This window comes from Kribbella shirazensis (genome assembly GCF_011761605.1).
Taxonomy (GTDB): Bacteria; Actinomycetota; Actinomycetes; order Propionibacteriales; family Kribbellaceae; genus Kribbella; species Kribbella shirazensis.
In genome coordinates this window covers 3,149,272-3,169,403 of record NZ_JAASRO010000001.1, presented here as the reverse complement: position 1 = coordinate 3,169,403, position 20,132 = coordinate 3,149,272, and the positions used below count along the sequence as shown (strand labels likewise).

Genomic DNA, 20,132 nt, shown 5'->3' with positions numbered 1-20,132 from the left:
CCACCCTCCGGTTACCGGAGGGTCAAACCCCTACCCTCGGTACCGCCCGATGACCTTGGTGTAGTCCCACGCCTGCTGGGGGACGCCGGAGCAGCTGTCGGCGGGGCCGCCCGCGCACGGGCGGTCCCGGTTGACCGACCAGAACGTGAAGCGGGTCAGGTGGTGCTCGGACGCGTACGACAGCATCGACTCGAAGTCGGACAGGTTGACGCGCTCACCGGCCACGTCCGTGAGCCCGTTCATCGACGAGATGCCGATCTTCCGGTACGCCGCGTCGTCGCTCAGCCCGTACGCCGCCTTCACCTGGTTCTTCAGCCCGTCCGCCGCCTGCCGGGTCAGCGTGCCCATGTTGGTCGACCCGCCGCCGAAGTCGAACGGCATGATCACCCAGCCGTCCAGGTTCAGCCCGGAGGCCGCACCACGCCGGATCAGGTCCTGACCGTTCCCGTCCGGCCCGGAGGTCGTCGTCCCGAAGGTCAGGTACGTCGCGATGCCCGGGTTGTTCTGCTCGACGATCTTCAGCGCGTCGATCACCCGCTGCCGCACAGTCGCGTTGCTGAACTCGGTCGCCTCGATGTCCACGTCGAACGCCTTCAGCGACAACGCGTTGATCACCTTCTGGTACGCCGCCGCGAGTTCGCCCGCCGATCCGCAGCTCTCGCCGAGCTTGTTGCCGGACCAGCCGCCGACGGACACCACTACGTCCCCGCCGTTCGAGCGGATCGCGTTGAGCGCCTGCTGGTCGACCCCGCCGGTCAACGGCCGCTGACCGTCCCACATCGGGTTGCAGTACCCGTTGGACAGGATGAAGGCCATCGTGAACCACTTCACCCCGGTCGCGTTCATGACTGTCGCCGGGTTCGGAGGATCACCCCAGCCCTGATAGAGGTACGGCGCCGCGGCCATCGGCGCACCACCCGTCGGCGGCGGCCCGTCGTCCGCGGCCGGCACGCTCCACTTCTGGTTGGCCGCACCGGTGCAGGTCCACAGCTGCAACGGCGTACCGTTCGCGGAGTTGTTGCCGGTGACATCGAGACACTTGTTCGCCTGTGGGTTCACCAGGTCCCGACCGGACGTGTACGTCCACTTCTGCGCACCACTGCCGTTGCACGTCCACAGTCGCACCCGTGCGCCGTTCGCCACGGAACCACCCGACACGTCCAGACATTTGCCCAGCGCGCGCAGCGTCCCGTCGCTGGAGCGCGTCCACTGCTGTGCGTTGGTCCCGTTGCAGTCGTACAGCTGCACCGTCGTACCGTCCGCACTGTTCGCACCGGCAACGTCCATGCACTTGCCGGCCAGCCCAGTGACCGCACCTGTCGCGGCCTGCGCCGGCGGCGCGATGCTCAGACCCAGAACGAGGGCCGCTCCCGCGACCACCAGCCGCCTCATGACACGGTCCACTTCTGGTTCGCCGCGCCGGTGCAGGTCCAGATCTGTAGCGGCGTCGCGTTCGCGGAGTTGTTGCCTGTCACATCGAGACACTTGTTCGCCTGTGGATTCACCAGGTCTCTCCCGCTTGTGTAGTTCCATTGCTGCGCACCGCTGCCGTTACACGTCCACAGCTGCACCCGGGCACCGTCGGCCACGGATCCGCCCGAGACATCGAGGCATTTGCCGAGGGCCCGGACCGTCCCGTCGTCAGGACGTTCCCACTGCTGCGCCGCCGTACCGTTGCAGTCGTACAACTGGACCGCCGTACCGTCTGCGCTGTTGGCACCAGCGACGTCCATGCACTTGCCTGCCAACCCGGTGATCTGTCCGCCACCTCCGCCGTCGCCGCTCTGGGAGCCGGACCAGGTGAAGGTGGCCGACGTCTTCGTCGGCAGCGTGTAGACGAAGGACTGCGAGCCCCAGTTCACCCGCACCGACTGCGAACTACCTGTGGTGTTGAAGGCGATCAGCGCCTTGGACCCGTCCGGGTTCTTCCAGGCCACGTTCTTCACCGAGCTGTTCGCGGTCGAGTCGATCCGCAGGGCACCCGGCTTCACGAACTTCGTCAGGTGGCCCATCGTGTAGTACTCGATCGTCTTGTCCACCTGGCCGGCACGGCTGCCTCCACGCTGCACCGTCACCAGACCTGTGCAGACGTTGCAGCCGGCACCGACGTACGGCAGATGGTTCTGGTCGAGGGCGAGGCTCCACTTCACCCAGGACTTGCTCCAGTTCCGGGTGTAGTCGACCAGGTTGTTCATGTCCTCGACCTGCTGGTTCGCGATCCAGGTGCCGCCCGAGTGCTCGGTCATGTAGTGGTTCACGGCCGGGTACTGGTTGTGCACCTGGGTCTGCAGGTTCACGTCACCGCCGTACCCGTGCCAGGCGATGCCGCCGAAGAGCGGGTCGTTCCGCAACGCGGCGTCGGCCAGTGGCACCGAGCCCAGGTCGTTGTAGTTGCCCCAGTTGTAGTCGAGGATCATCACCTTCGTAGTGATGCCGGCCGCCCGGAACGCGGGAATCAGGTGGTTCTTGGTGAACTCGAGCAGGCCGGAGCCGTTCCAGTTCATCGACGCGTAGCCGGTGTCGTCGGTCCCGCAGCAGGTCGGCTCGTTCTGCACCGACACGTAGTCGATGTGGTTGCCCTGGGCCTCGTTCTGCTGGACGTACTTGACGAAGTACTGGGCGTACATCGGGTAGTACTCCCACTTCAGCCAGCCGCGGTTCGTGAACTTGTTGTTGTCCTTCATCCAGGCCGGCGAACTCCACGGCGCACCCTTCACCTTCAGCGCCGGGTTCAGCTGTTTGGCCTGCTTGGTCAGCGGTACGACGTCCGCCAGGTCGTGGCCGATGCTGAAGTCGTTCAGATCGCAGCACGTGTCGTCGTACGAATAGTTGAACCGGGCCAGGTCGGAGGCACCCATCGGGTTGCGGGTGAAGGCCAGTCCGATTCCGTTGACCGGGTCGAACAGATCCTTCATCACCTGGTTGCGGGTGGTGGCGGAGATCGTGTTGCTGCTGTTGAGCAGCCACGCCGCGCTGTCGGTGAACGACGCGCCGCCGCCCTCGAAGGACTGGTACGTCGTGTTCTCGTTGACCGTGATCGTCTGGTTCGCCGTACCGCCGGCCGGACCGAAGTTCACCGGTGTCTGCTGCTGCAGACCGCGGGTCACGTTGCGGCCGGCCGAGTCGTTGGTGGTGGTCAGCCAGATGTTGACCTGCTCGCCGGCGGCCTGCGCCGGCTGGGCGGTACCGATGCCGAGTCCGGCGGCGGCGACGCACAGCGCGGCCACCAGGACAGGCAGATGTCGTTTCGCGGGCATGGGGCGGTCTCCCTTGTCTTAAAGGAGTTTCGGGGCGGTTCGAGTTGCCGGCGTCTGCCCGCGCCGCAACAGTTGGTCAGCACGAGGTAACCATCCGTGCCCACCGGTGTCAACGCCGGAAGCGAGACTTTTTTCAGATCTTTTATTTAGTCGCGGTCTTGACCTGAGAGCGTTCTCACGGCACGCTGCGGCCCAATCACGCCCTCATTCAGACGCCCCCGAAATGAGGTACTTCATGAAGCGTCCCCGCATGCTCGCGCTCCTCGCGATCGGTGCCGCCGTGGTCGGCACCGCCCTCCTGCAACCACCGGCCTCGGCCCAGCAGCAGACCGCCACCGCACCGACGGCGACGATCTGGGAGGACACCTTCGACGGTCCCGCCGGACAGGCCCCCGACCCCGCCAAGTGGCGGTACGACATCGGCGGCAGCGGCTGGGGCAACAACGAGATGCAGTACTACACCAACAGCACCCGCAACTCCGCCCTGGACGGCAACGGCCACCTGGTGATCACCGCCCGGCAGGAGAACGGCGGCTTCCAGTGCCACTACGGCCCGTGCCAGTACACGTCGGCCCGGCTGCTCACCGCTCAGACGTTCACCCAGACGTACGGCCGGTTCGAGGCCCGCATCAAGATCCCCCGCGGGCAAGGGATCTGGCCCGCGTTCTGGATGCTCGGCGGCGGCAACTGGCCGAACGACGGCGAGATCGACATCATGGAGAACATCGGCAAGGAGCCCGCGACCGTGCACGGCACGATCCACGGACCGGGGTACTCCGGCGCCGGCGGGATCGGTGCCGCGTACAACCATCCGAACGGCTGGTCGTTCGCCGACGACTTCCACACGTTCGCGGTGGACTGGGCCCCGGACTCGATCACCTGGTACGTCGACGGCGTGCAGTACCAGCGCCGTACGCCGGCGGACCTGGGCGGCAAGACCTGGGTCTTCAACCACCCGTTCTTCATGATCATGAACGTCGCGGTCGGCGGGTACTGGCCGGGCTACCCCGACGGCACGACCCAGATGCCGCAGACCATGACCGTCGACTACGTCCGCGTCTCCACGCTCGGCAGCGGTACGACCGGCTCGCAGATCACCGGCCTGGCCGGCAAGTGCATGGATGTCGCCGCCGCCAACTCGGCCGACGGCACCCCGGTGCAGCTGTACGACTGCAACGGCACGAATGCACAGAAGTGGACCCGCCCCGGCGACGGCACGATCCGTGCTCTGGGCAAATGCCTCGACGTGAACGCGGGCTCACTCGCCGACGGCGCAAAGGTCCAACTGTGGACCTGCAACGGGACCGGTGCGCAGCAATGGGTCTACAGCGCGGGACGTGACCTGGTGAATCCACAGGCCAAGAAGTGCCTCGACGTCACCGGCAACAGTTCCGCCAACGGCACGCCGCTGCAGACGTGGACCTGCACCGGTGCAGCCAACCAGAAGTGGACCGTCTGATCGGAAACTTTTCGCCGCTATCCGGCGATTAGTTTCCGGAAAGGCCGCGTACTGCGCCTCCGTCGCGGAGCAGGCGCACTACGGGGAGGGTCGCGGCGCCGAGTGCTACGGCGTCGCGACCCAGTTCGCACAGCACGATCGACACCTGGGCGTACGGCCGGCGAAGGGCGTGCTTGCCCACCTCCGCCCGTAGTTCGTCGAGGTGCTTCTCCCCCAGCAACAGTCCGGCCCAGCCGCCGAGCACGATCCGCTCGGGGTTGACCAGGTTCACCAGGTTCGCGAATCCCGCCGCCAGGTAGCCGATCGTGTCGCTGACGATGGCCGCGGCCGGCTCGGACCCGTTCGACGCTGACGCGAGCAGCTCGACGAAGGCGGTCTCCTCGTCACCGTCGGCGGTGCCCCCGGCGACGCGGTACCGGTCGAGGACGCCTTCCGCGCCGACGTACGCCTCGAGGCATCCGAGCGCACCGCAGCGGCACTGCCGGCCGCCGTACACGATCGTCATGTGTCCCCACTCGCCCGCGCTGCTGCGGGCGCCGCGGTAGCTGGATCCACCCGCCACCAGGGCGGAGCCGACGCCGGAGCCCACGAGCGCGACGACCGCATCGGTCGCACCGCGCCCCGCGCCGAACCACATCTCCGCCTGACCGAGCATGTTCGCGCCGTTGTCCACGTGCACCGGGATATCGGTGCCCTCGGCAAGCAGTGCGGCGAGCGGTACGGCGTCCCAGCCGAGCGTCTGCGCGTCGACGACCGCGTTGTCCTCGACCACACCCGAGACCGCGACGCCGAGGCCGAGGATCTGTTCTGTCCCCGCGTCCGACGACGCGATCACGGCCGAAAGCCCTTCCAGGACGTGCTTCACGACCTCTTCGGGCGTCGGCGAACTGATCGGGTGATCGGCCCGCGCGAGCACGTTCATCGCCAGGTCGAACAGCTCGACCCGGACCCGGGTCTCCCCGACCTCGGCGCCGGCGACGTACTTGAACGTTGGCGCGACCCGCAGCAGGACCCGCGGCCGGCCGCCCTCGGACTCGACCGAGCCTGCCTCCTCGACCACGCCCTCGGCGATCAGCTCGCCGACCAGGTTGCTCACGCTCGCGGCACTGAGCGACGTCCGGACGGTCAGCTCCTGCCGGCTCAGCGGGCCCTCGCGGTAGATGCTGCTGAGGATCACCGAGCGGTTGGACCGGCGCATGTCACGCACCGTGGTCCGGCGAACTTCCATACCTCGACCTCACCATGGCGTAGCGCAGCCGGCCCCGGCCGGGCCGTTCGCCCCCGAGTTCATCATGCCGCCCTGTCCGGTGGAAGAGGCGGCTTCTTCCAACTCGTGAACTAAGCCGCGTTTCGTTACCGCTCCGTGATTGACGGCCCGTCGCGCTCTCGGCTTTGATCTACGGAACCGCTTCCGAAACCGGTTCCGACCGGGTTCCCTACCGCCCGAGGGGAGTCAGCGTGTCCATCACCATCGCCGATGTCGCGGCCCGTGCCGGCGTCAGCAAGACCACCGTGTCGCGCGTCCTCAACGGCAAGGGCGAGCTCGACCTGCGAACCGCCGAGCGCGTCCGGCAGGTGATCGAGGAGCTGGGCTACGTGCCGAGCGCCCGCGCGGTCGGCCTGGCCCGCGGCCGCACCCGGATCGTCGGAATGCTGGTCCCGTCGCTCACCTGGCCCTGGATGGGCGAGGTGCTGCAGGGCGCGGTCGACGTGGTCGAGAGCGAGGGGTACGGCCTGCTGCTGTTCACCTTCAACCGGGGTGCGGAATCGATGCAGCAGTTCGCGTCCCAGGTCTCGGCGCAGTCGTTCGACGGCCTGCTGGTGATCGAGCCGGAGGGCACGCTCACCTACATCGAGCAACTCCATGCGCGCGGCCTGCCGGTGGTCCTGATCGACGACCGCGCCAAGCGCCCGCAGTTCCCGTCCGTCGCCACCACCAACTACGCCGGCGGCGAGTCCGCCGCCCGGCACCTGCTGGAGCTCGGCAGGCACCGGCCACTGGTGATCACCGGTGTCGAGCACTTCGGCTGTACCCACGAACGCCTGGACGGTTTCCGCGCCATCTACTCCGACGCCGGGATCGAGCTCGACCCGCGGCTCGTGTTCGAGGGCGATTTCACGCATGAGAGCGGGCGCCGCGGCGTCCAGCACGCGTTCGACGAGCGACTCGAGTTCGACGCGGTGTTCGCGCACAACGACCTGTCCGCCGGCGGCGCCATCCAGGCCGTCCGGGAGACCGGGCGGAACGTGCCGAGCGACGTGTCGGTGGTCGGGTTCGACGACATCCCGTACGCCGAGCACACCGAGCCGCCGCTGACCACGGTGCATCAGCCGATGCGCCAGATGGGTCAGGCCGCGGCCCGGATGCTGATGGGGTACTTCGGCGGCACACCGCTCCCCGACGACCCCCAAGTACTGCCGACGACGCTGATCGTCCGCAGTTCAACCGCCCCGAAGAGCCGACCAAGAACGGGGACCACCCCCGCCCCGAAGCGTCGACCATCGGGCCGGTCCCGCCGCTAGAGCTCCGGCGGCGGGGCAGCTGCCCCTGTCCCGCCGTCGGCGTACCCCTCGACACCGAACCGATATGAGCTTCGCTCTTCCGATGAGAGCGTTCTCACGCCACGATGCACTGGCCCACCGGCTCAGGGTGGGCCATCCGCCGGGCGGCCGCACGGTCGCCATCAGATACACAGGAGGAACCGATGCGAGCACGACGCACAGTCGCGCTGGCTCTCGCGGGCCTGCTCGCGGCAGCCACGCTGGCTGCCTGCAGCAGCGGGGACGGGAACACCAGCAGCGCCGGGAACAACGGGTCGGGCGGTGGCGCGACCGTCCTGAACGTCGGCATGCCGAACGGGCCGCAGACCGAGAACCACAACCCGTTCCTCGGCTCCTCCTCGGGCGCCTCGCTGGGCTACCGCTGGATGATCTTCGAGCCGCTGGTGATGATCAACGGGATCAAGCCGACCGAGCCGGGCAAGCCGTGGCTGGCGACCGAGTGGAAGTGGGACGCCAACTTCACCAAGCTCTCGCTGACCGTCCGCGACGGCGTGAAGTTCTCCGACGGCAAGCCGATGACCGCCGAGGACGTGGCGTACTCGTTCCAGATCCGCAAGGACAACGAGGGCCTGAACTCCGACGCGATCCCGTACGGCACGATCACCGTGTCCGGCAACAAGGTGGACCTGACCTTCACCCGGTCGCAGTTCGTCAACCAGAACAAGATCCTGACCGTGTTCGTGATCCCGAAGCACCAGTGGTCGGCGATCAAGGACCCGACGCAGGACACCCTGAAGAGCCCGATCGGCACCGGCCCGTACACGGTCAAGTCGTTCACCCCGCAGACCACCACGCTGACCGTGCGCGACTCCTACTGGCAGGAGCAGCCGTTGGTCAAGGAGCTGCGGTACACGTCGTACAACGACAACAACGCGCAGACCACCGCGCTGGCGAACGGCTCGTCGGAGTGGAGCTTCGTCTTCGTCCCGAACGTCAAGGCCGTCTACCAGGACAAGGACCCGAAGAACCACAAGCTGTGGTTCCCGGCGAACCTCGGTATCCACGGCCTGTGGATCAACACCACCCGCAAGCCGTTCGACAACCCGGCCCTGCGGCGCGCGATGGACAAGGTGATCAACCGCGACGACATCTTCATGCAGGGCGAGGCCGGGTACTTCTACCCGAAGGTCGAGTCGGTCACCGGGATCCCGACCCCGGCGGGTGAGTCGTTCGTCGCTCCGGAGTTCAAGGACAAGAAGCATGCCGTCGACGTCGAGGCTGCCAAGAAGGAGCTCGCCGACGCCGGGTTCAAGCTCGAGGGCGACGTGCTGAAGGACCCGACCGGGAAGCCGGTGACGATCACGCTCACGGACCCGGCCGGCTGGTCGGACTACATCACCGACCTGGAGATCATCAAGGACAACCTGTCCACGATCGGTATCAAGGCGACCGTCGACAAGGCCAACCAGGACGCCTGGTTCAAGGCCTTCGACGAGGGCACCTTCGACGCCGGGATGCACTGGACCAACGGCGGCGCGACGCCGTACGACATCTACCAGAACATCATGGACGGCAAGATCCTGAAGCCGGTCGGCAAGGGCGGGGTGAGCGGCAACTACGGGCGGTTCAACAGCCCGGAGGCGACCAAGGCGCTCGAGCAGTACGCGAACGCCGCCGACGACGCGACCCGCACCACCGCGCTGAACACGCTGCAGAAGATCATGGTCGAGCAGATGCCGGTCATCCCGACCTCGGCGTCCAACGTCGGCGGTCTCTACAGCACCAAGAACTGGACCGGCTGGCCCGACGAGCAGAACCAGTACGCGCCGGCGCAGCCGACGCAGCAGAACGCTCTGCAGATCGTCCTGAACCTGAAGCCGGCCGGCAGCCAGTGATTCGCGGACCGCGGCGTCAGGCCCGCCCGCCTGGCGCCGCGGTCGCACGATTGGAGCTTTATGACGGTCACCGACACCGAGACCGACGTGGTCCTCGAGGCCGACGGCCTCACCAAACACTTCCCGGTCCGGCGGGGCGTCCGCGATCTGTTCACCCGCGAGCACAAGGCCGTGCACGCGGTGGACGACGTCCGGCTCACGCTGCGCCGCGGCCGGGTCACCGCGCTGGTCGGCGAGTCCGGCTCGGGCAAGTCGACCGTCGCGCGCCTGCTCGCGCAGCTGTACTCCCGGACGTCCGGTGAGATCCGGCTGCACGGCGAGCCGATCACGGTGCACGGCGGCCGCAAGTTCCGTGCGTACGCGCGCCGCGTGCAGATGATCTTCCAGGACCCGTTCGCCTCGCTGAACCCGACGCACACCATGCGCTACCACCTGACCCGCTCGCTGAAGATCCACGGCCGGGAAGGCGACCTCGAGCAGAACCTGCGCGACCTGCTGGCCCAGGTACAGCTCACTCCCCCGGAGCGCTACCTGGACAAGTTCCCGCACGAACTGTCCGGCGGTCAGCGCCAGCGCGTCTCGATCGCCCGCGCACTCGGCGCGGACCCCGAGGCACTGCTCGCGGACGAGCCGGTGTCGATGCTCGACGTGTCCATCCGCCTCGGCGTACTGAACCTGCTGCGGGACCTCAAGGAACGGCTCAACCTCGCCATCCTCTACATCACCCACGACATCGCCTCGGCCCGGTACTTCGCCGACGAGACGCTGGTGATGTACGCCGGGCGCATGGTCGAAGGCGGCGACTCCGAGACCGTCACGCAGAACCCGGCGCATCCGTACACGCGGCTGCTGATCGAGAGCGCGCCGGACCCGGACCGGCTCGGCCAGCTGAGCACGCCCGAGGACCAGGCCGGCGGCGAACCGCCCAGCCTGATCGCACCGCCGACCGGCTGCCGGTTCAACCCGCGCTGCGTGCACGCGATGCCCAAGTGCTCGACCGATCTCCCGCCCCGCTTCGAACTGCCCGCCGAGGGTCACTGGGCCGCGTGCTGGCTGTATGAGGAAGGGACCGCACGATGAAGTTCCTCCTGCAGCGCCTCGCGTTCTACGTCTTCACCGCCTGGGCCGCGCTGACCATCAACTTCTTCATCCCGCGGATGATCCCGGGCGACCCGGTGACCTCGCTGATCAACAAGTTCCAGGGGCAGATGAGCACCGAGGCGATCAACTCGCTGTACGTGCTGTTCGGCCTCGACAAGAACGCGTCGCTCTGGGGTCAGTACGTCGACTACTGGGGGCAGGTGTTCCACGGCGACCTCGGCCTGTCGTTCACGTTCTTCCCGACGCCGGTGTCGGAGATCCTGAAGCAGAGCCTGCCGTGGACGATCGCCCTGGTCGGCATCACGACGTTCGCCAGCTTCATGATCGGAACGGCGCTCGGTGTGCTGGCCGGCTGGCGACGCGGCTCGATCATGGACGGGCTGTTGCCCGTGACAACCTTCCTGTCGTCGATCCCGTACTTCTGGCTCGGTCTGCTGGCGATCACGCTGCTGGCCGGACCGGACAGCTTCTTCCCGTCGTCCGGCGGGTACGAGCCCGGTCTGGTGCCGGGCTGGACCGGGGAGTTCATCGGCAGCGCGATCCAGCACAGCCTGCTGCCCGCGGTCACGATCCTGATCTCGTCGGTGAGCGGCTGGATCCTGACCATGCGGAACATGATGGTGACGGTGGCGTCGGAGGACTACATCACCGTCGCGCACGCGAAGGGCCTGTCCGAGCGCCGCGTGATGGTCAGCTACGCGGCCCGCAACGCGCTGCTCCCGAACGTCTCCGGCTTCGCGCTGTCGCTCGGTTTCATCGTCGGCGGGACGCTGCTGGTGGAGATCGTCTTCTCGTACCCGGGGATCGGCTACAACCTGTTCCAGGCCGTCGGCGCCAAGGACTATCCGCTGATGCAGGGCGTCTTCCTGGTGATCACGCTGTCGGTCCTGGTGGCCAACCTGCTCGCCGACGTCGCGTACCTGCTTCTCGACCCGCGTACCCGGAAGGAGGGCTGACGATGTCCGCACCAGCAACCACCATCACGGCGGTCACTCCGGACGGGCCGGAGGTCGCGGTCACGCCGGCCAAACGCCGCCGGTTGCGGTTCGTCGCGAACCCGAAGGCCGCGACCGGCCTGATCGTGCTGGCGTTCTTCTGCCTGATCGCGATCATCGGCCCGTGGATCGCGCCGTACGACCCGTCCGCGCGCAGCAGCGACCTGATCCAGGCGCCGTCCGGCAAGCACTGGTTCGGTACGACGCACCTCGGGCAGGACATCTTCAGCCAGGTGCTCGTCGGCACCCGCGGGGTGATGTTCGTCGGGCTGCTGGCCGGTCTGGTCGCGACCGCGTTGTCGATCCTGATCGGGGTCAGCGCGGGTTTCCTCGGCGGCGCCGCGGATGACGGCCTGTCCGCGTTGTCCAACGTTTTCCTGGTCATTCCGGCGCTGCCGCTGATCATCATCGTCGCCTCGACGATCCCGTCGGCCGGCGACCTGATGGTTGCCCTGGTCATCGGTCTCACGTCGTGGGCGTGGGGCGCGCGGGTCCTGCGGGCGCAGACGCTGTCGCTGCGCCGCCGGGACTACGTCGAGGCCGCGCGGGCCACCGGGGAGAGCACCTGGCGGCTGATCACTTTCGAGATCATGCCGAACCTGACCGCGATCATCGCCTCCGGTTTCGTCGGGACGGTGATCTTCGCGGTGATGTCCGAGATCACGCTCGCCTTCATCGGGATCTCGACGATCTCGGAGTGGAACTGGGGAACGATCCTGTTCTGGGCGCAGAGCCAGCAGGCGCTGGCGCAGGGCGCCTGGTGGTGGTTCGTCCCGGCCGGCCTGGCGATCGCGGTCCTCGGCACGGCGTTGTCGCTGGTCAACTTCGGTATCGACGAGTTCGTCAGCCCGCGGTTGCGGAGCAGCGGTCATACCCGGCTCACGACCAAGGACGGTCGCTCGGTGCGGATGCGGGTCGGCTTCACCCCGGTCCTCGGCGCTACCAGTGAGCCCGTGACTCCCGTCGTACCCCGTCGCGAGGAGGAGGTCGCGTGAAGACGCCGGTCCTGGAGATCAAGAACTTCCATGTCGACTACGGTCTTGGCGCCGACGCCGTGCAGGCGGTCCGGGACGTCACGCTGACGCTGCATCGTGGCGAAGTACTCGGGCTGGCGGGCGAGAGCGGCAGCGGGAAGTCGACGCTGGCGTACGGCGTGACGCGACTGCTGCCGCCGCCGGGCGTGATCAGCGGCGGGTCGGTGATCTACCACCCGCCGTCGGGCGATCCGTACGACGTGATGACGCTCGACGACGCGGAGCTGCGGACGTTCCGCTGGGCGGAGACGTCGATCGTGTTCCAGGGCGCGATGAACTCGCTGAACCCGGTGCACAAGGTCTCCACCCAGATGCTCGACGTGATCAAGGCGCACGAGCCGCAGCTGTCGCCGCAGGCCCGGACCGCGCGGGCTCAGGAAATGCTGAAACTCGTCGGGATTTCCGCGGACCGGATGGACGCGTACCCGCACCAGCTGTCCGGCGGGATGCGGCAGCGGGTGATGATCGGGATGGCGCTCGTCCTCGAGCCGCAGGTCGTGATCATGGACGAGCCGACCACCGCGCTGGACGTCGTGATGCAGCGGCAGATCCTCGCGCAGCTCGTCGAACTGCGCGAACGGCTCGGGTTCTCGGTGCTGTTCATCACCCACGACCTGTCACTGCTGGTCGAGTTCTCGGACCGGATCGCGATCATGTACGGCGGCCGCATCGTGGAGGAGGCGCGGTCCGCCGACCTGTACAAGGACTCCCTGCACCCGTACAGCGAAGGCCTCCTCAAATCCTTCCCTGCTCTGCGAGGAGAACGCCGCGAGCTGTCGGGGATACCCGGTTCACCCCCCGACCTGCGCGGCATGCCCTCCGGCTGCGCCTTCCACCCGCGGTGCCCGCACGCGTTCGACCGTTGCTCCGACGAGATCCCGGTCCTCGGGATCCCGTCGACCCGCAACGACCCCCACCGTTCTGTCGCGTGCTGGCTTCCCGGCCGCACTGCCTAGAAAGGCAAATATGAGTACAACGTCAACCTCGGGGGCGGCCGAACTGGTCGCCGGCCTTCCGTCCGGGTTCCGCTGGGGAGTCGCCACCTCGGCGTACCAGATCGAGGGTGCGGTGACCGAGGACGGCCGGACGCCGTCGATCTGGGACACGTTCTGCCGGGTGCCGGGGGCGATCGACAACGGCGACATCGGTGACGTCGCGTGCGACCACTACCACCGGATGCCGTCGGACGTCGCGCTGATCGAGGACCTCGGTCTGGACACGTACCGGTTCTCGGTGGCGTGGCCTCGGGTGCAGCCGCGCGGCAAGGGCCCGGTGAACCCGGCCGGACTCGGCTTCTACGACCGGCTGGTCGACGAGCTGCTTGCCCAGGGCATCGACCCGTGGGTGACGCTGTACCACTGGGACCTGCCCCAGGAGCTCGAGGACGCGGGCGGCTGGCCGGTGCGCGACACGGCGTACCGGTTCGCGGAGTACTCGATGCTCGTGTTCGACGCGCTGAAGGACCGGGTGAACACCTGGACCACGCTCAACGAGCCGTGGTGCTCGGCGATGCTCGGGTACGCGTACGGCCTGCACGCGCCGGGCCGGCGGGAGTACCCGGCCGCGATCGCCGCGGTCCATCACCTGCTGCTCGGACACGGACTGGCGACGCAGCAGATGCGAGCGGCGTCGCCGCGCAAACTCGACATCGGCATCACGCTGAACGTCGCGACGGCGTACCCGGCCTCGGACGCGGAGCCCGACGTCGACGCCGCCCGGCGCGCGGACGGGATGGGCCGGCGGATCTACCTCGACCCGCTCGTCCACGGTCACTACCCCGCCGACGTCGTCGCCGACCTGGAACGGGAGGGCGCGCAACTGCCGATCGCCGACGGCGACCTGAAGATCATCTCCGCGCCGATCGACGTCCTCGGGGTGAACTACTACTTCAGCCAGAAGTTCACCGGGTACGCCGAGGACGGCAGCACCGTCGACGCGAACGGTGTCCCGATCAGCCGCGAAGTACCGCTCGGCAGACCGCGGACCGCGATGGACTGGGAGATCGTGCCGGAAGGTTTCACCGAGCTCCTGCTCAGCATCGCCCGCGACTACCCCGGCCTCCCGATGGTCATCACCGAGAACGGCTCCGCCTTCGACGACGTCCCCGACCACAACGGCTACGTCGAGGACACCGACCGCACGGCGTACTTCACCTCCCACCTCGGCGCGGTGGCCGACGCGATCGCGAAGGGCGCGGACATCCGCGGCTACCTCGCCTGGTCCCTCCTCGACAACTTCGAATGGGCCTACGGCTACGCCAAACGCTTCGGCATCGTCCGAGTCGACTACGAAACCCAAACCCGCACCCCCAAAGCCAGCGCCCTCCACCTGAAAGACCTCGCCACCCGCCACCGCGCGGGCTGACGACCGCCAGGCCATCACAATCCACCGCGTCAACTGGCGCTGAGCGTGCCCGCCCGACACCGACGGCGATTGTGATGGCCTGGCGATCGCCTACTTGAGTGTTACCCGGTCGAGTGGTGCCGGGGTCAGGGTCTTGTGAATCTGGAGGTAGGTGGTGAAGGTTTCGTGGTCGGTGTTGTTGCGGACGGGGTTGGTCGCGGCTTTGAAGGCGGAGTAGCCGTCGGCGCCGATGACGGTGTAGGCGAGGGCCGCGACGCGGTAGGTCTTGGCCGGGTCCAGTGCGGTGCCGTCGATCTTCACGTCCGCCGGGTCGATGCGGTCACCGACCGGCCGGCCGGCGTCGAAGGCGTACTTCACGTTGCCTGACAGGGCGAGCGGGGCGAACTTGATCGTCCCGTTCGTCTGCGTCTGCCACTGCTGCTCCAGTACCGCGTCCAGCTGCGCCCCGGTCAGGCTCACCGTCAGCACCGGGTTGCCGTAGCCGTACGCGTCCCACGACTCACCGAGCATGACCCGTCCCGGCGCATCGCCCGGCTTGGTGCTCGCGGCAACCAGCAGGTCGCCGCGCAGCGCGGTGGATCCGGTTGCAGGCTTCGCGGCGATGATGCCCAGGTCCGCCGGGCCTTCCTGCAGCGCCGTCCACAGGTGTACGTCGGCGCCGAGGTCGGCCAGTGTGCTCTCACCGACCGCGTTCGGCGTGCGGGTGAAGTCGCCGGTGATCGTCGCGACCGGCTCGGCGTACCGGCGCGCCCCGGCCGCGGTCCAGTAGTCCACGATCCGCTGGATCTTCGGGTCCGGCGTGACGTCGCGCGTCACGGCGTGGTTCACCGACGTCGTCTTGTCCCGCAGTACCTCACCGGTCCGCTGGTCCAGCTGCAGGTTGATCTCGTTGATGAGACGGCCGTGGTTCGCTGCCTCGACGACCGGGCGCGGGTTGCCGGCCGGGTCCGAGATGCTGCAGTTGAACGCGGCGTGCCAGTGCCCGGTCACGATGGCGTCGATCTGCGGCGTCACCTTGCGCGCGACGTCGATCGCCGGCCCGGTCGGGTTGACGCAGTTGTCGTACGTCGCCGACGCGTCCGTCCCGCCGTCGTGCATGTTCAGCACGATCGCCTTCACGCCACGCGAAGTCAGCTCGGCAGCCGCCCGGTTCGCCGACTCGACCATGTCGAGCGCCTTCAGGTCCGGCTGGTACGACGTGGAGCCCACGGGTGTGTCCGGCACCGTCAGCCCGATGAAACCGATCGGGTAGCTCCGGCCGCCGTCGCGCACCCAGCGGATGGTGTACGGCGCGACGATCGTCTGGCCCTTCGCGTCGACGATGTTCGCGGACTGGAAGTCGAAGTCGGCGCCGTGGAACTGCCGGCCGGTGGAGTCGGTGAAGCAGCTGTCCACGCCGATCGTGCCGAAGCACTTGCCCTTGGCCATGTGGTCGACGAGGAAGCTCCGCGACACGTCGAGTTCGTGGTTGCCGACGCTGGAGAACTCGACGCCGAGCGCGTTCAGCACCTCGATCGTCGGTTCGTCCGCGTGCGCGTCGACCTCGAACGGCCAGCCGGAGAAGCTGTCCCCGTCGGCGAAGAAGATCGAGTTCTGGTGTCCGGACCGGATCTGCTGCAGGTGGGTGGCCAGGTACGCCGCTCCGCCGACGACCTGGGCCGTGCCGTCGGGTCCGGCGATCGTTCCGCCGTCGGACGGCGCCGGCGGCCGCAGGTAGCCGTGGAAATCGGTGATCGACACGAGCTGGACGGGAACCGTCGGGGCCGCGGCCTGAGCCGTGATCGGCGCTGCGGCCGCGACCAGCGCAGCCGATAGCACGGCGGCAAGTCTGCGCACAATTGTCTCCTAGGCGGTAGAAACAAGCATGATTCGACAAAGATGAGACTGCACCATCGTGGCCGGGATGTCACCAGCAAACGGCGAGTCCGTGAATCCGGGAAGAATCCGACAGGCCTCCCAGGAGGCGCACGCCGTCTGGTGCAATGAGGATCCGCCCCCACTCGACCTGGACAGGTGCCCCATGCTCCGAACCGTTCGTGTGCTCGTCACCGCAGTACTGCTGCTCCTCCCGGCCCTGGTCACCGTCCCGGCGACCGCGACTCCGGCGGAGCTGGTCCCCAGCTGGACGCCGCCGCTGAGCACCCGCGGCCGGTACCTCGTCGACGCGAACGGCAACCGCTTCCGCCTGAAGTCCGGCAACTGGCACGGTGCGAGCGGGACCTGGAACGGGTCCGGCGATCAGAACGACAACGCCAACCACCACGCCGGCGAGAACAGCAACCGCATGCCGCTCGGTCTGGACCGCGCGTCGATGGCCGATATTGTCGCCGGCTTCGCCGAGCTCGGCCTGAACAGCATCCGCCTGCCGTTCTCCAACGAGCTGATCCACGACACCACACCCGTCCCGGCCGCCGACGTCGCGGCCAACCCGGCCCTCGCCGGCAAGACCCCGCTCCAGGTGTACGACGTCGTCGTCCAGCAACTCACCGCCGCCGGGTTCGCCGTCATCCTCAACAACCACACCAACACCACCCGCTGGTGCTGCGGCCTGGACGGCAACGAACGGTGGAACGCGAGCCAGTCGGCCGAAACGTGGGAGAGCGACTGGCTGTTCATGGTCAACCGCTACAAGACCAACCCCCGCGTGGTCGGAGCCGACCTCTACAACGAGGTACGGCGGGACCTCCTGGACGACCCGAACTGGGGACTCGGTGACCAACACGACTGGTTCGCGGCATCCCAGCGCCTCGGCGACCGGATCCTCACCGAGGCGAACCCGAACCTGCTGATCGTTGTCGAAGGCATCAACTGGACCGGCATCCCGGCCGACGGCCTCCCGCACGACCGCCCGACGCTGACGCCCACACGGCACCTCTCGCACACGCTGGTCGCGTCGGGCAAGCTCGTGTACTCGGCGCACTTCTACGACTACACCGGCCCGCGGCACAGCGGCGCGACCGGAACCGGCGAGACCCATGACCCGCGGTACCGCGACCTGTCACCCGAGGAGCTGATCAGCGAACTCAACCGCCAGGCGTTCTTCGTCACCGGCGAGGAGGGACATTTCACCGCGCCGCTGTGGATCAGCGAGTTCGGCATCGGCGGCCGGGAGGAGACGGGTGAGAAGCAACGCGCGTGGTTCGAGCGCTTCGTCGACCACCTGATCCGCACGGACGCCGACTTCGCCTACTGGCCCCTGGTCGGCTGGCACGAGAACCGCACCGGCAACGGCTGGGCCCTGCTGGCCTGGGACTCCGCCGGTCAACGCATCGGTCTGTACGACGGCGACGACTGGCGCGCGTCCGCGTGGACCCGCCTGCTGAACGCACCGAGCAAGACCGGCCAGGTCGAACCGGCGACCGTGTGGAAGATGCTCAGCCCGGACCACGGCGACTTCGTCCAATCGCTGCGGATGCGCAACGCCGGCGACTGGGACAGCGGCGCCCGCAAAGCCGCGTGCCCTGACGGCCTTCGGTTGGTCGGTCTCAGCCACACCGGCAACCGCGGCCTGTGCCGCTCCGGTGGACCGATCTGGTCGGGTGCCTACGAGGTGGTGAAGGACGAGCGTCACGTGTCACCCGACTGGGCCTCGGGCTACACGAAGGTCCAGTGCGCGCCGAACTTCTACCTGATCGGCTACAGCGTCCGCGGCGCCCGCGTGTCGTCCGCGTTGTGTGCCGGTACGTCGCAGTCGGTGAGCTCGACCGGGCGGACGGTCTGGTTCGACCGCGGCGACAACCGCGGCGGTGGCGGCGGCGACTTCGCGCACGGCCACTACAAGGGGCAGTGCGCCGACGACGAGTACGTCGCCGGGATCGCGTTCACGACGCGCGTCGGATCAAGCGGTACCCCGGACGCCCTGTATTGCCGCAAACTCGACGCATGAGTCTTCCCGTGATCCCTGCACCCGCGACGACCACCACCCACGACGGCACCTACACGCTGAGCGGCACCTCCGGTGTCGTCGTACAGTCACCCGCGCTGGCCGGCACCGCCGAGCGCTTCGTCGATGACGTACGGCGGGACTCCGGCCTCGCGCTGTCAATCGGTTCACCGGGTGTCACGGTTCTGCTCGGTGACGACGGTCTCGACAGCGTCCCGCCAGTCGCGGGGCTGCGTGCCGACGGCGACGAGGTCGACGAGCGCCATGGGCTGGAGATCACCACCGAGGGCGTTCGCGTCTGGGGCCCGACCGTCGAGGCGGTGCATCGCGGCCTCACCTCGCTTCGCCAGCTCATCTCCACGCACCGGCAGGACGACAGCGCAGTTCTTCCGCTGGGCCGGATCGTCGACGGGCCGCGGTTCGCGTGGCGCGGGCTCTCGTTCGACGTGGTCCGGACGTTCCACGGGCCGGACGAGGTACGGCGCGTGATCGACATGCTCTCGCTGTACAAGCTGAACGTGCTGCACCTCCATCTCACCGACGATCAGGGCTGGCGGGTCGAAGTACCGTCACGGCCCGCGCTGACCGAGGTGGGTGCGGCGGGCGCGATCGGGGATCGCCCCGGTGGGTACTTCAGCCAGGCGGAGCTGGCCGAGCTCGTCGCGTACGCGTCCGACCGGCACGTGACCGTCGTACCGGAGATCGACATGCCCGGGCATTCGTCGGCGGTGTTCACGGCGTACCCGGAGCTCGGGCCGTCGGAGGCTCGGAGCATCGATCTGGGGAACGGCGAGAGTCTGCAGCTCGGCACCCTCGATCCCGGACGGGACGAGACGTGGGAGTTCGTCGCGGAGGTGCTGGATGCGGTCATCCCGCAGTTCCCGCGGAGCGCCTACGTGCACATCGGCGGGGACGAGACGTGGGGCATGGCCGACGAGGACCACGCGGCGTTCGTCGAGAAGGCCGCGGCGCTGGTGCGGGCTCGCGGGAAGCGCGTGGTCGGGTGGCAGGAGATCGCGCGGGCGAAGCTCGGCGCCGAGGACGTCGTGCAGTACTGGCTGGACCTCGACGTCGACAAGATGAGCGAGAACCCCGACGCGCCGACACCGCCCGAGGAGCTGCTGCCGGTCCTGCTCGAGGGCCTGCGCAAGGCGAAGTACGACGCCCCGAAGGCGCTCGAGCAGGGCGCGCGGCTGATCGTCTCGCCGGTCACCTGGCTGTACTTCGACCGCCCGCACGCGGACGCGTCCTCGGACCCCGGCCAGGAGAAGGCCCGCGAAAGGCTCGGTCTGAAGTTCTACGGCGCGGCGTCGATCGAGCACGGCGTCTCGTGGGACCCGGTCGACAGCGTGTCCGGCATCGAGAGCACGGACCAGATCGCCGGGGTCGAGGCCGCGATCTGGTGCGAGACGATCACCAATTCCGAGGACCTCGAACTGATGCTCCTCCCCCGCCTCCCCGGTCTCGCCGAGAAGTCGTGGTCCCACCAGACCCGCACCGATTGGCCCGCGTACGCCGCGCGGCTCGCCCGGCAATCCCCCGCCTGGCGCAACCGCAGCTGGACCTGGCACCAGTCCACGGAAGTCGACTGGATCTGATCGCTCGGGGTTGCGGCAGCCTCTCGCAGACGGCAGGATTAATT

General features: G+C 68.1%; 14 protein-coding genes. 10 read left to right on the top strand and 4 right to left on the bottom strand.

Annotated elements, in window-relative coordinates; all coding sequences use genetic code 11:
- Positions 1–30: 30 nt before the first annotated feature.
- Both BJY22_RS15630 and BJY22_RS15625 read right to left on the bottom strand, forming a co-directional pair.
- Positions 31–1,392 carry a chitinase gene (locus tag BJY22_RS15630; RefSeq protein WP_167207464.1) on the bottom strand — a complete coding sequence of 454 codons (1,362 nt, stop codon included), beginning with the start codon at positions 1,390–1,392 and terminating at the stop codon, positions 31–33.
- Positions 1,389–3,257 (bottom strand): ricin-type beta-trefoil lectin domain protein, encoded by a 1,869-nt coding sequence (locus BJY22_RS15625; RefSeq protein WP_202891125.1) that lies wholly within the window; start codon positions 3,255–3,257, stop codon positions 1,389–1,391. Before BJY22_RS15625 ends, BJY22_RS15630 begins: the two co-directional genes overlap by 4 nt.
- Positions 3,258–3,492: 235 nt before the next feature.
- Here BJY22_RS15625 and BJY22_RS15620 point away from each other — a divergent pair, with 235 nt between their 5' ends.
- Positions 3,493–4,716, top strand: coding sequence for a glycoside hydrolase family 16 protein (locus BJY22_RS15620; RefSeq protein WP_167207462.1), 1,224 nt, complete (start codon positions 3,493–3,495; stop codon positions 4,714–4,716).
- 28 nt (positions 4,717–4,744) lie between these two features.
- Here BJY22_RS15620 and BJY22_RS15615 read toward each other — a convergent pair whose 3' ends face one another.
- Positions 4,745–5,944, bottom strand: a complete 1,200-nt coding sequence (locus BJY22_RS15615) for an ROK family transcriptional regulator (RefSeq protein ID WP_167207460.1) — start codon at positions 5,942–5,944, stop codon at positions 4,745–4,747.
- A gap of 230 nt (positions 5,945–6,174) precedes the next feature.
- On the opposite strand from BJY22_RS15615, the gene BJY22_RS15610 reads away from it, so the two are divergent.
- From BJY22_RS15610 to BJY22_RS15580, 7 genes are all read left to right on the top strand, one after another.
- Positions 6,175–7,239: a LacI family DNA-binding transcriptional regulator gene (locus BJY22_RS15610; protein ID WP_337758729.1), complete on the top strand. Its 1,065-nt coding sequence runs from the start codon at positions 6,175–6,177 to the stop codon at positions 7,237–7,239.
- A 182-nt stretch (positions 7,240–7,421) separates the two neighbouring features.
- The gene (locus tag BJY22_RS15605; RefSeq protein ID WP_167207458.1) at positions 7,422–9,113 is read left to right on the top strand and encodes an ABC transporter substrate-binding protein; all 1,692 of its coding nucleotides are present in this window, start codon (positions 7,422–7,424) and stop codon (positions 9,111–9,113) included.
- Positions 9,114–9,173: 60 nt separating this feature from the next.
- The gene (locus BJY22_RS15600) at positions 9,174–10,193 is read left to right on the top strand and encodes an ABC transporter ATP-binding protein (RefSeq protein ID WP_167207456.1); all 1,020 of its coding nucleotides are present in this window, start codon (positions 9,174–9,176) and stop codon (positions 10,191–10,193) included.
- Positions 10,190–11,170, top strand: coding sequence for an ABC transporter permease (locus BJY22_RS15595; RefSeq protein WP_167207454.1), 981 nt, complete (start codon positions 10,190–10,192; stop codon positions 11,168–11,170). Before BJY22_RS15600 ends, BJY22_RS15595 begins: the two co-directional genes overlap by 4 nt.
- 2 nt (positions 11,171–11,172) lie before the next feature.
- Positions 11,173–12,204, top strand: a complete 1,032-nt coding sequence (locus BJY22_RS15590) for an ABC transporter permease (protein WP_167207452.1) — start codon at positions 11,173–11,175, stop codon at positions 12,202–12,204.
- On the top strand, positions 12,201–13,199 hold the full coding sequence (locus BJY22_RS15585; RefSeq protein ID WP_167207450.1) for an oligopeptide/dipeptide ABC transporter ATP-binding protein: 999 nt from the start codon (positions 12,201–12,203) through the stop codon (positions 13,197–13,199). The genes BJY22_RS15590 and BJY22_RS15585 overlap by 4 nt, the downstream gene beginning before the upstream one ends.
- A 10-nt stretch (positions 13,200–13,209) precedes the next feature.
- Positions 13,210–14,607, top strand: a complete 1,398-nt coding sequence (locus tag BJY22_RS15580) for a GH1 family beta-glucosidase (protein WP_167207448.1) — start codon at positions 13,210–13,212, stop codon at positions 14,605–14,607.
- A 90-nt stretch (positions 14,608–14,697) separates the two neighbouring features.
- Here the strand turns inward: BJY22_RS15580 and BJY22_RS15575 are convergent, their stop codons facing one another.
- Positions 14,698–16,443 carry a 5'-nucleotidase C-terminal domain-containing protein gene (locus tag BJY22_RS15575; RefSeq protein WP_167207446.1) on the bottom strand — a complete coding sequence of 582 codons (1,746 nt, stop codon included), beginning with the start codon at positions 16,441–16,443 and terminating at the stop codon, positions 14,698–14,700.
- A 184-nt stretch (positions 16,444–16,627) separates the two neighbouring features.
- Between BJY22_RS15575 and BJY22_RS15570 the strand changes: the two genes are divergently transcribed.
- On the top strand, positions 16,628–18,493 hold the full coding sequence (locus BJY22_RS15570; RefSeq protein ID WP_167207444.1) for a glycoside hydrolase family 5 protein: 1,866 nt from the start codon (positions 16,628–16,630) through the stop codon (positions 18,491–18,493).
- On the top strand, positions 18,490–20,088 hold the full coding sequence (locus tag BJY22_RS15565; RefSeq protein WP_167207442.1) for a beta-N-acetylhexosaminidase: 1,599 nt from the start codon (positions 18,490–18,492) through the stop codon (positions 20,086–20,088). Before BJY22_RS15570 ends, BJY22_RS15565 begins: the two co-directional genes overlap by 4 nt.
- Positions 20,089–20,132 lie beyond the last annotated feature (44 nt).

Bases quoted from the DNA above. Each gene is read 5' to 3' on its own strand.
- BJY22_RS15600 (WP_167207456.1), top strand. From the start codon at position 9,174: ATGACGGTCACCGACACCGAGACCGACGTGGTCCTCGAGGCCGACGGC.
- BJY22_RS15625 (WP_202891125.1), bottom strand. From the start codon at position 3,257: ATGCCCGCGAAACGACATCTGCCTGTCCTGGTGGCCGCGCTGTGCGTC.
- BJY22_RS15620 (WP_167207462.1), top strand. From the start codon at position 3,493: ATGAAGCGTCCCCGCATGCTCGCGCTCCTCGCGATCGGTGCCGCCGTG.
- BJY22_RS15605 (WP_167207458.1), top strand. From the start codon at position 7,422: ATGCGAGCACGACGCACAGTCGCGCTGGCTCTCGCGGGCCTGCTCGCG.
- BJY22_RS15580 (WP_167207448.1), top strand. From the start codon at position 13,210: ATGAGTACAACGTCAACCTCGGGGGCGGCCGAACTGGTCGCCGGCCTT.
- BJY22_RS15570 (WP_167207444.1), top strand. From the start codon at position 16,628: ATGCTCCGAACCGTTCGTGTGCTCGTCACCGCAGTACTGCTGCTCCTC.
- BJY22_RS15615 (WP_167207460.1), bottom strand. From the start codon at position 5,944: ATGGAAGTTCGCCGGACCACGGTGCGTGACATGCGCCGGTCCAACCGC.
- BJY22_RS15565 (WP_167207442.1), top strand. From the start codon at position 18,490: ATGAGTCTTCCCGTGATCCCTGCACCCGCGACGACCACCACCCACGAC.
- BJY22_RS15590 (WP_167207452.1), top strand. From the start codon at position 11,173: ATGTCCGCACCAGCAACCACCATCACGGCGGTCACTCCGGACGGGCCG.
- BJY22_RS15630 (WP_167207464.1), bottom strand. From the start codon at position 1,392: ATGAGGCGGCTGGTGGTCGCGGGAGCGGCCCTCGTTCTGGGTCTGAGC.
- BJY22_RS15595 (WP_167207454.1), top strand. From the start codon at position 10,190: ATGAAGTTCCTCCTGCAGCGCCTCGCGTTCTACGTCTTCACCGCCTGG.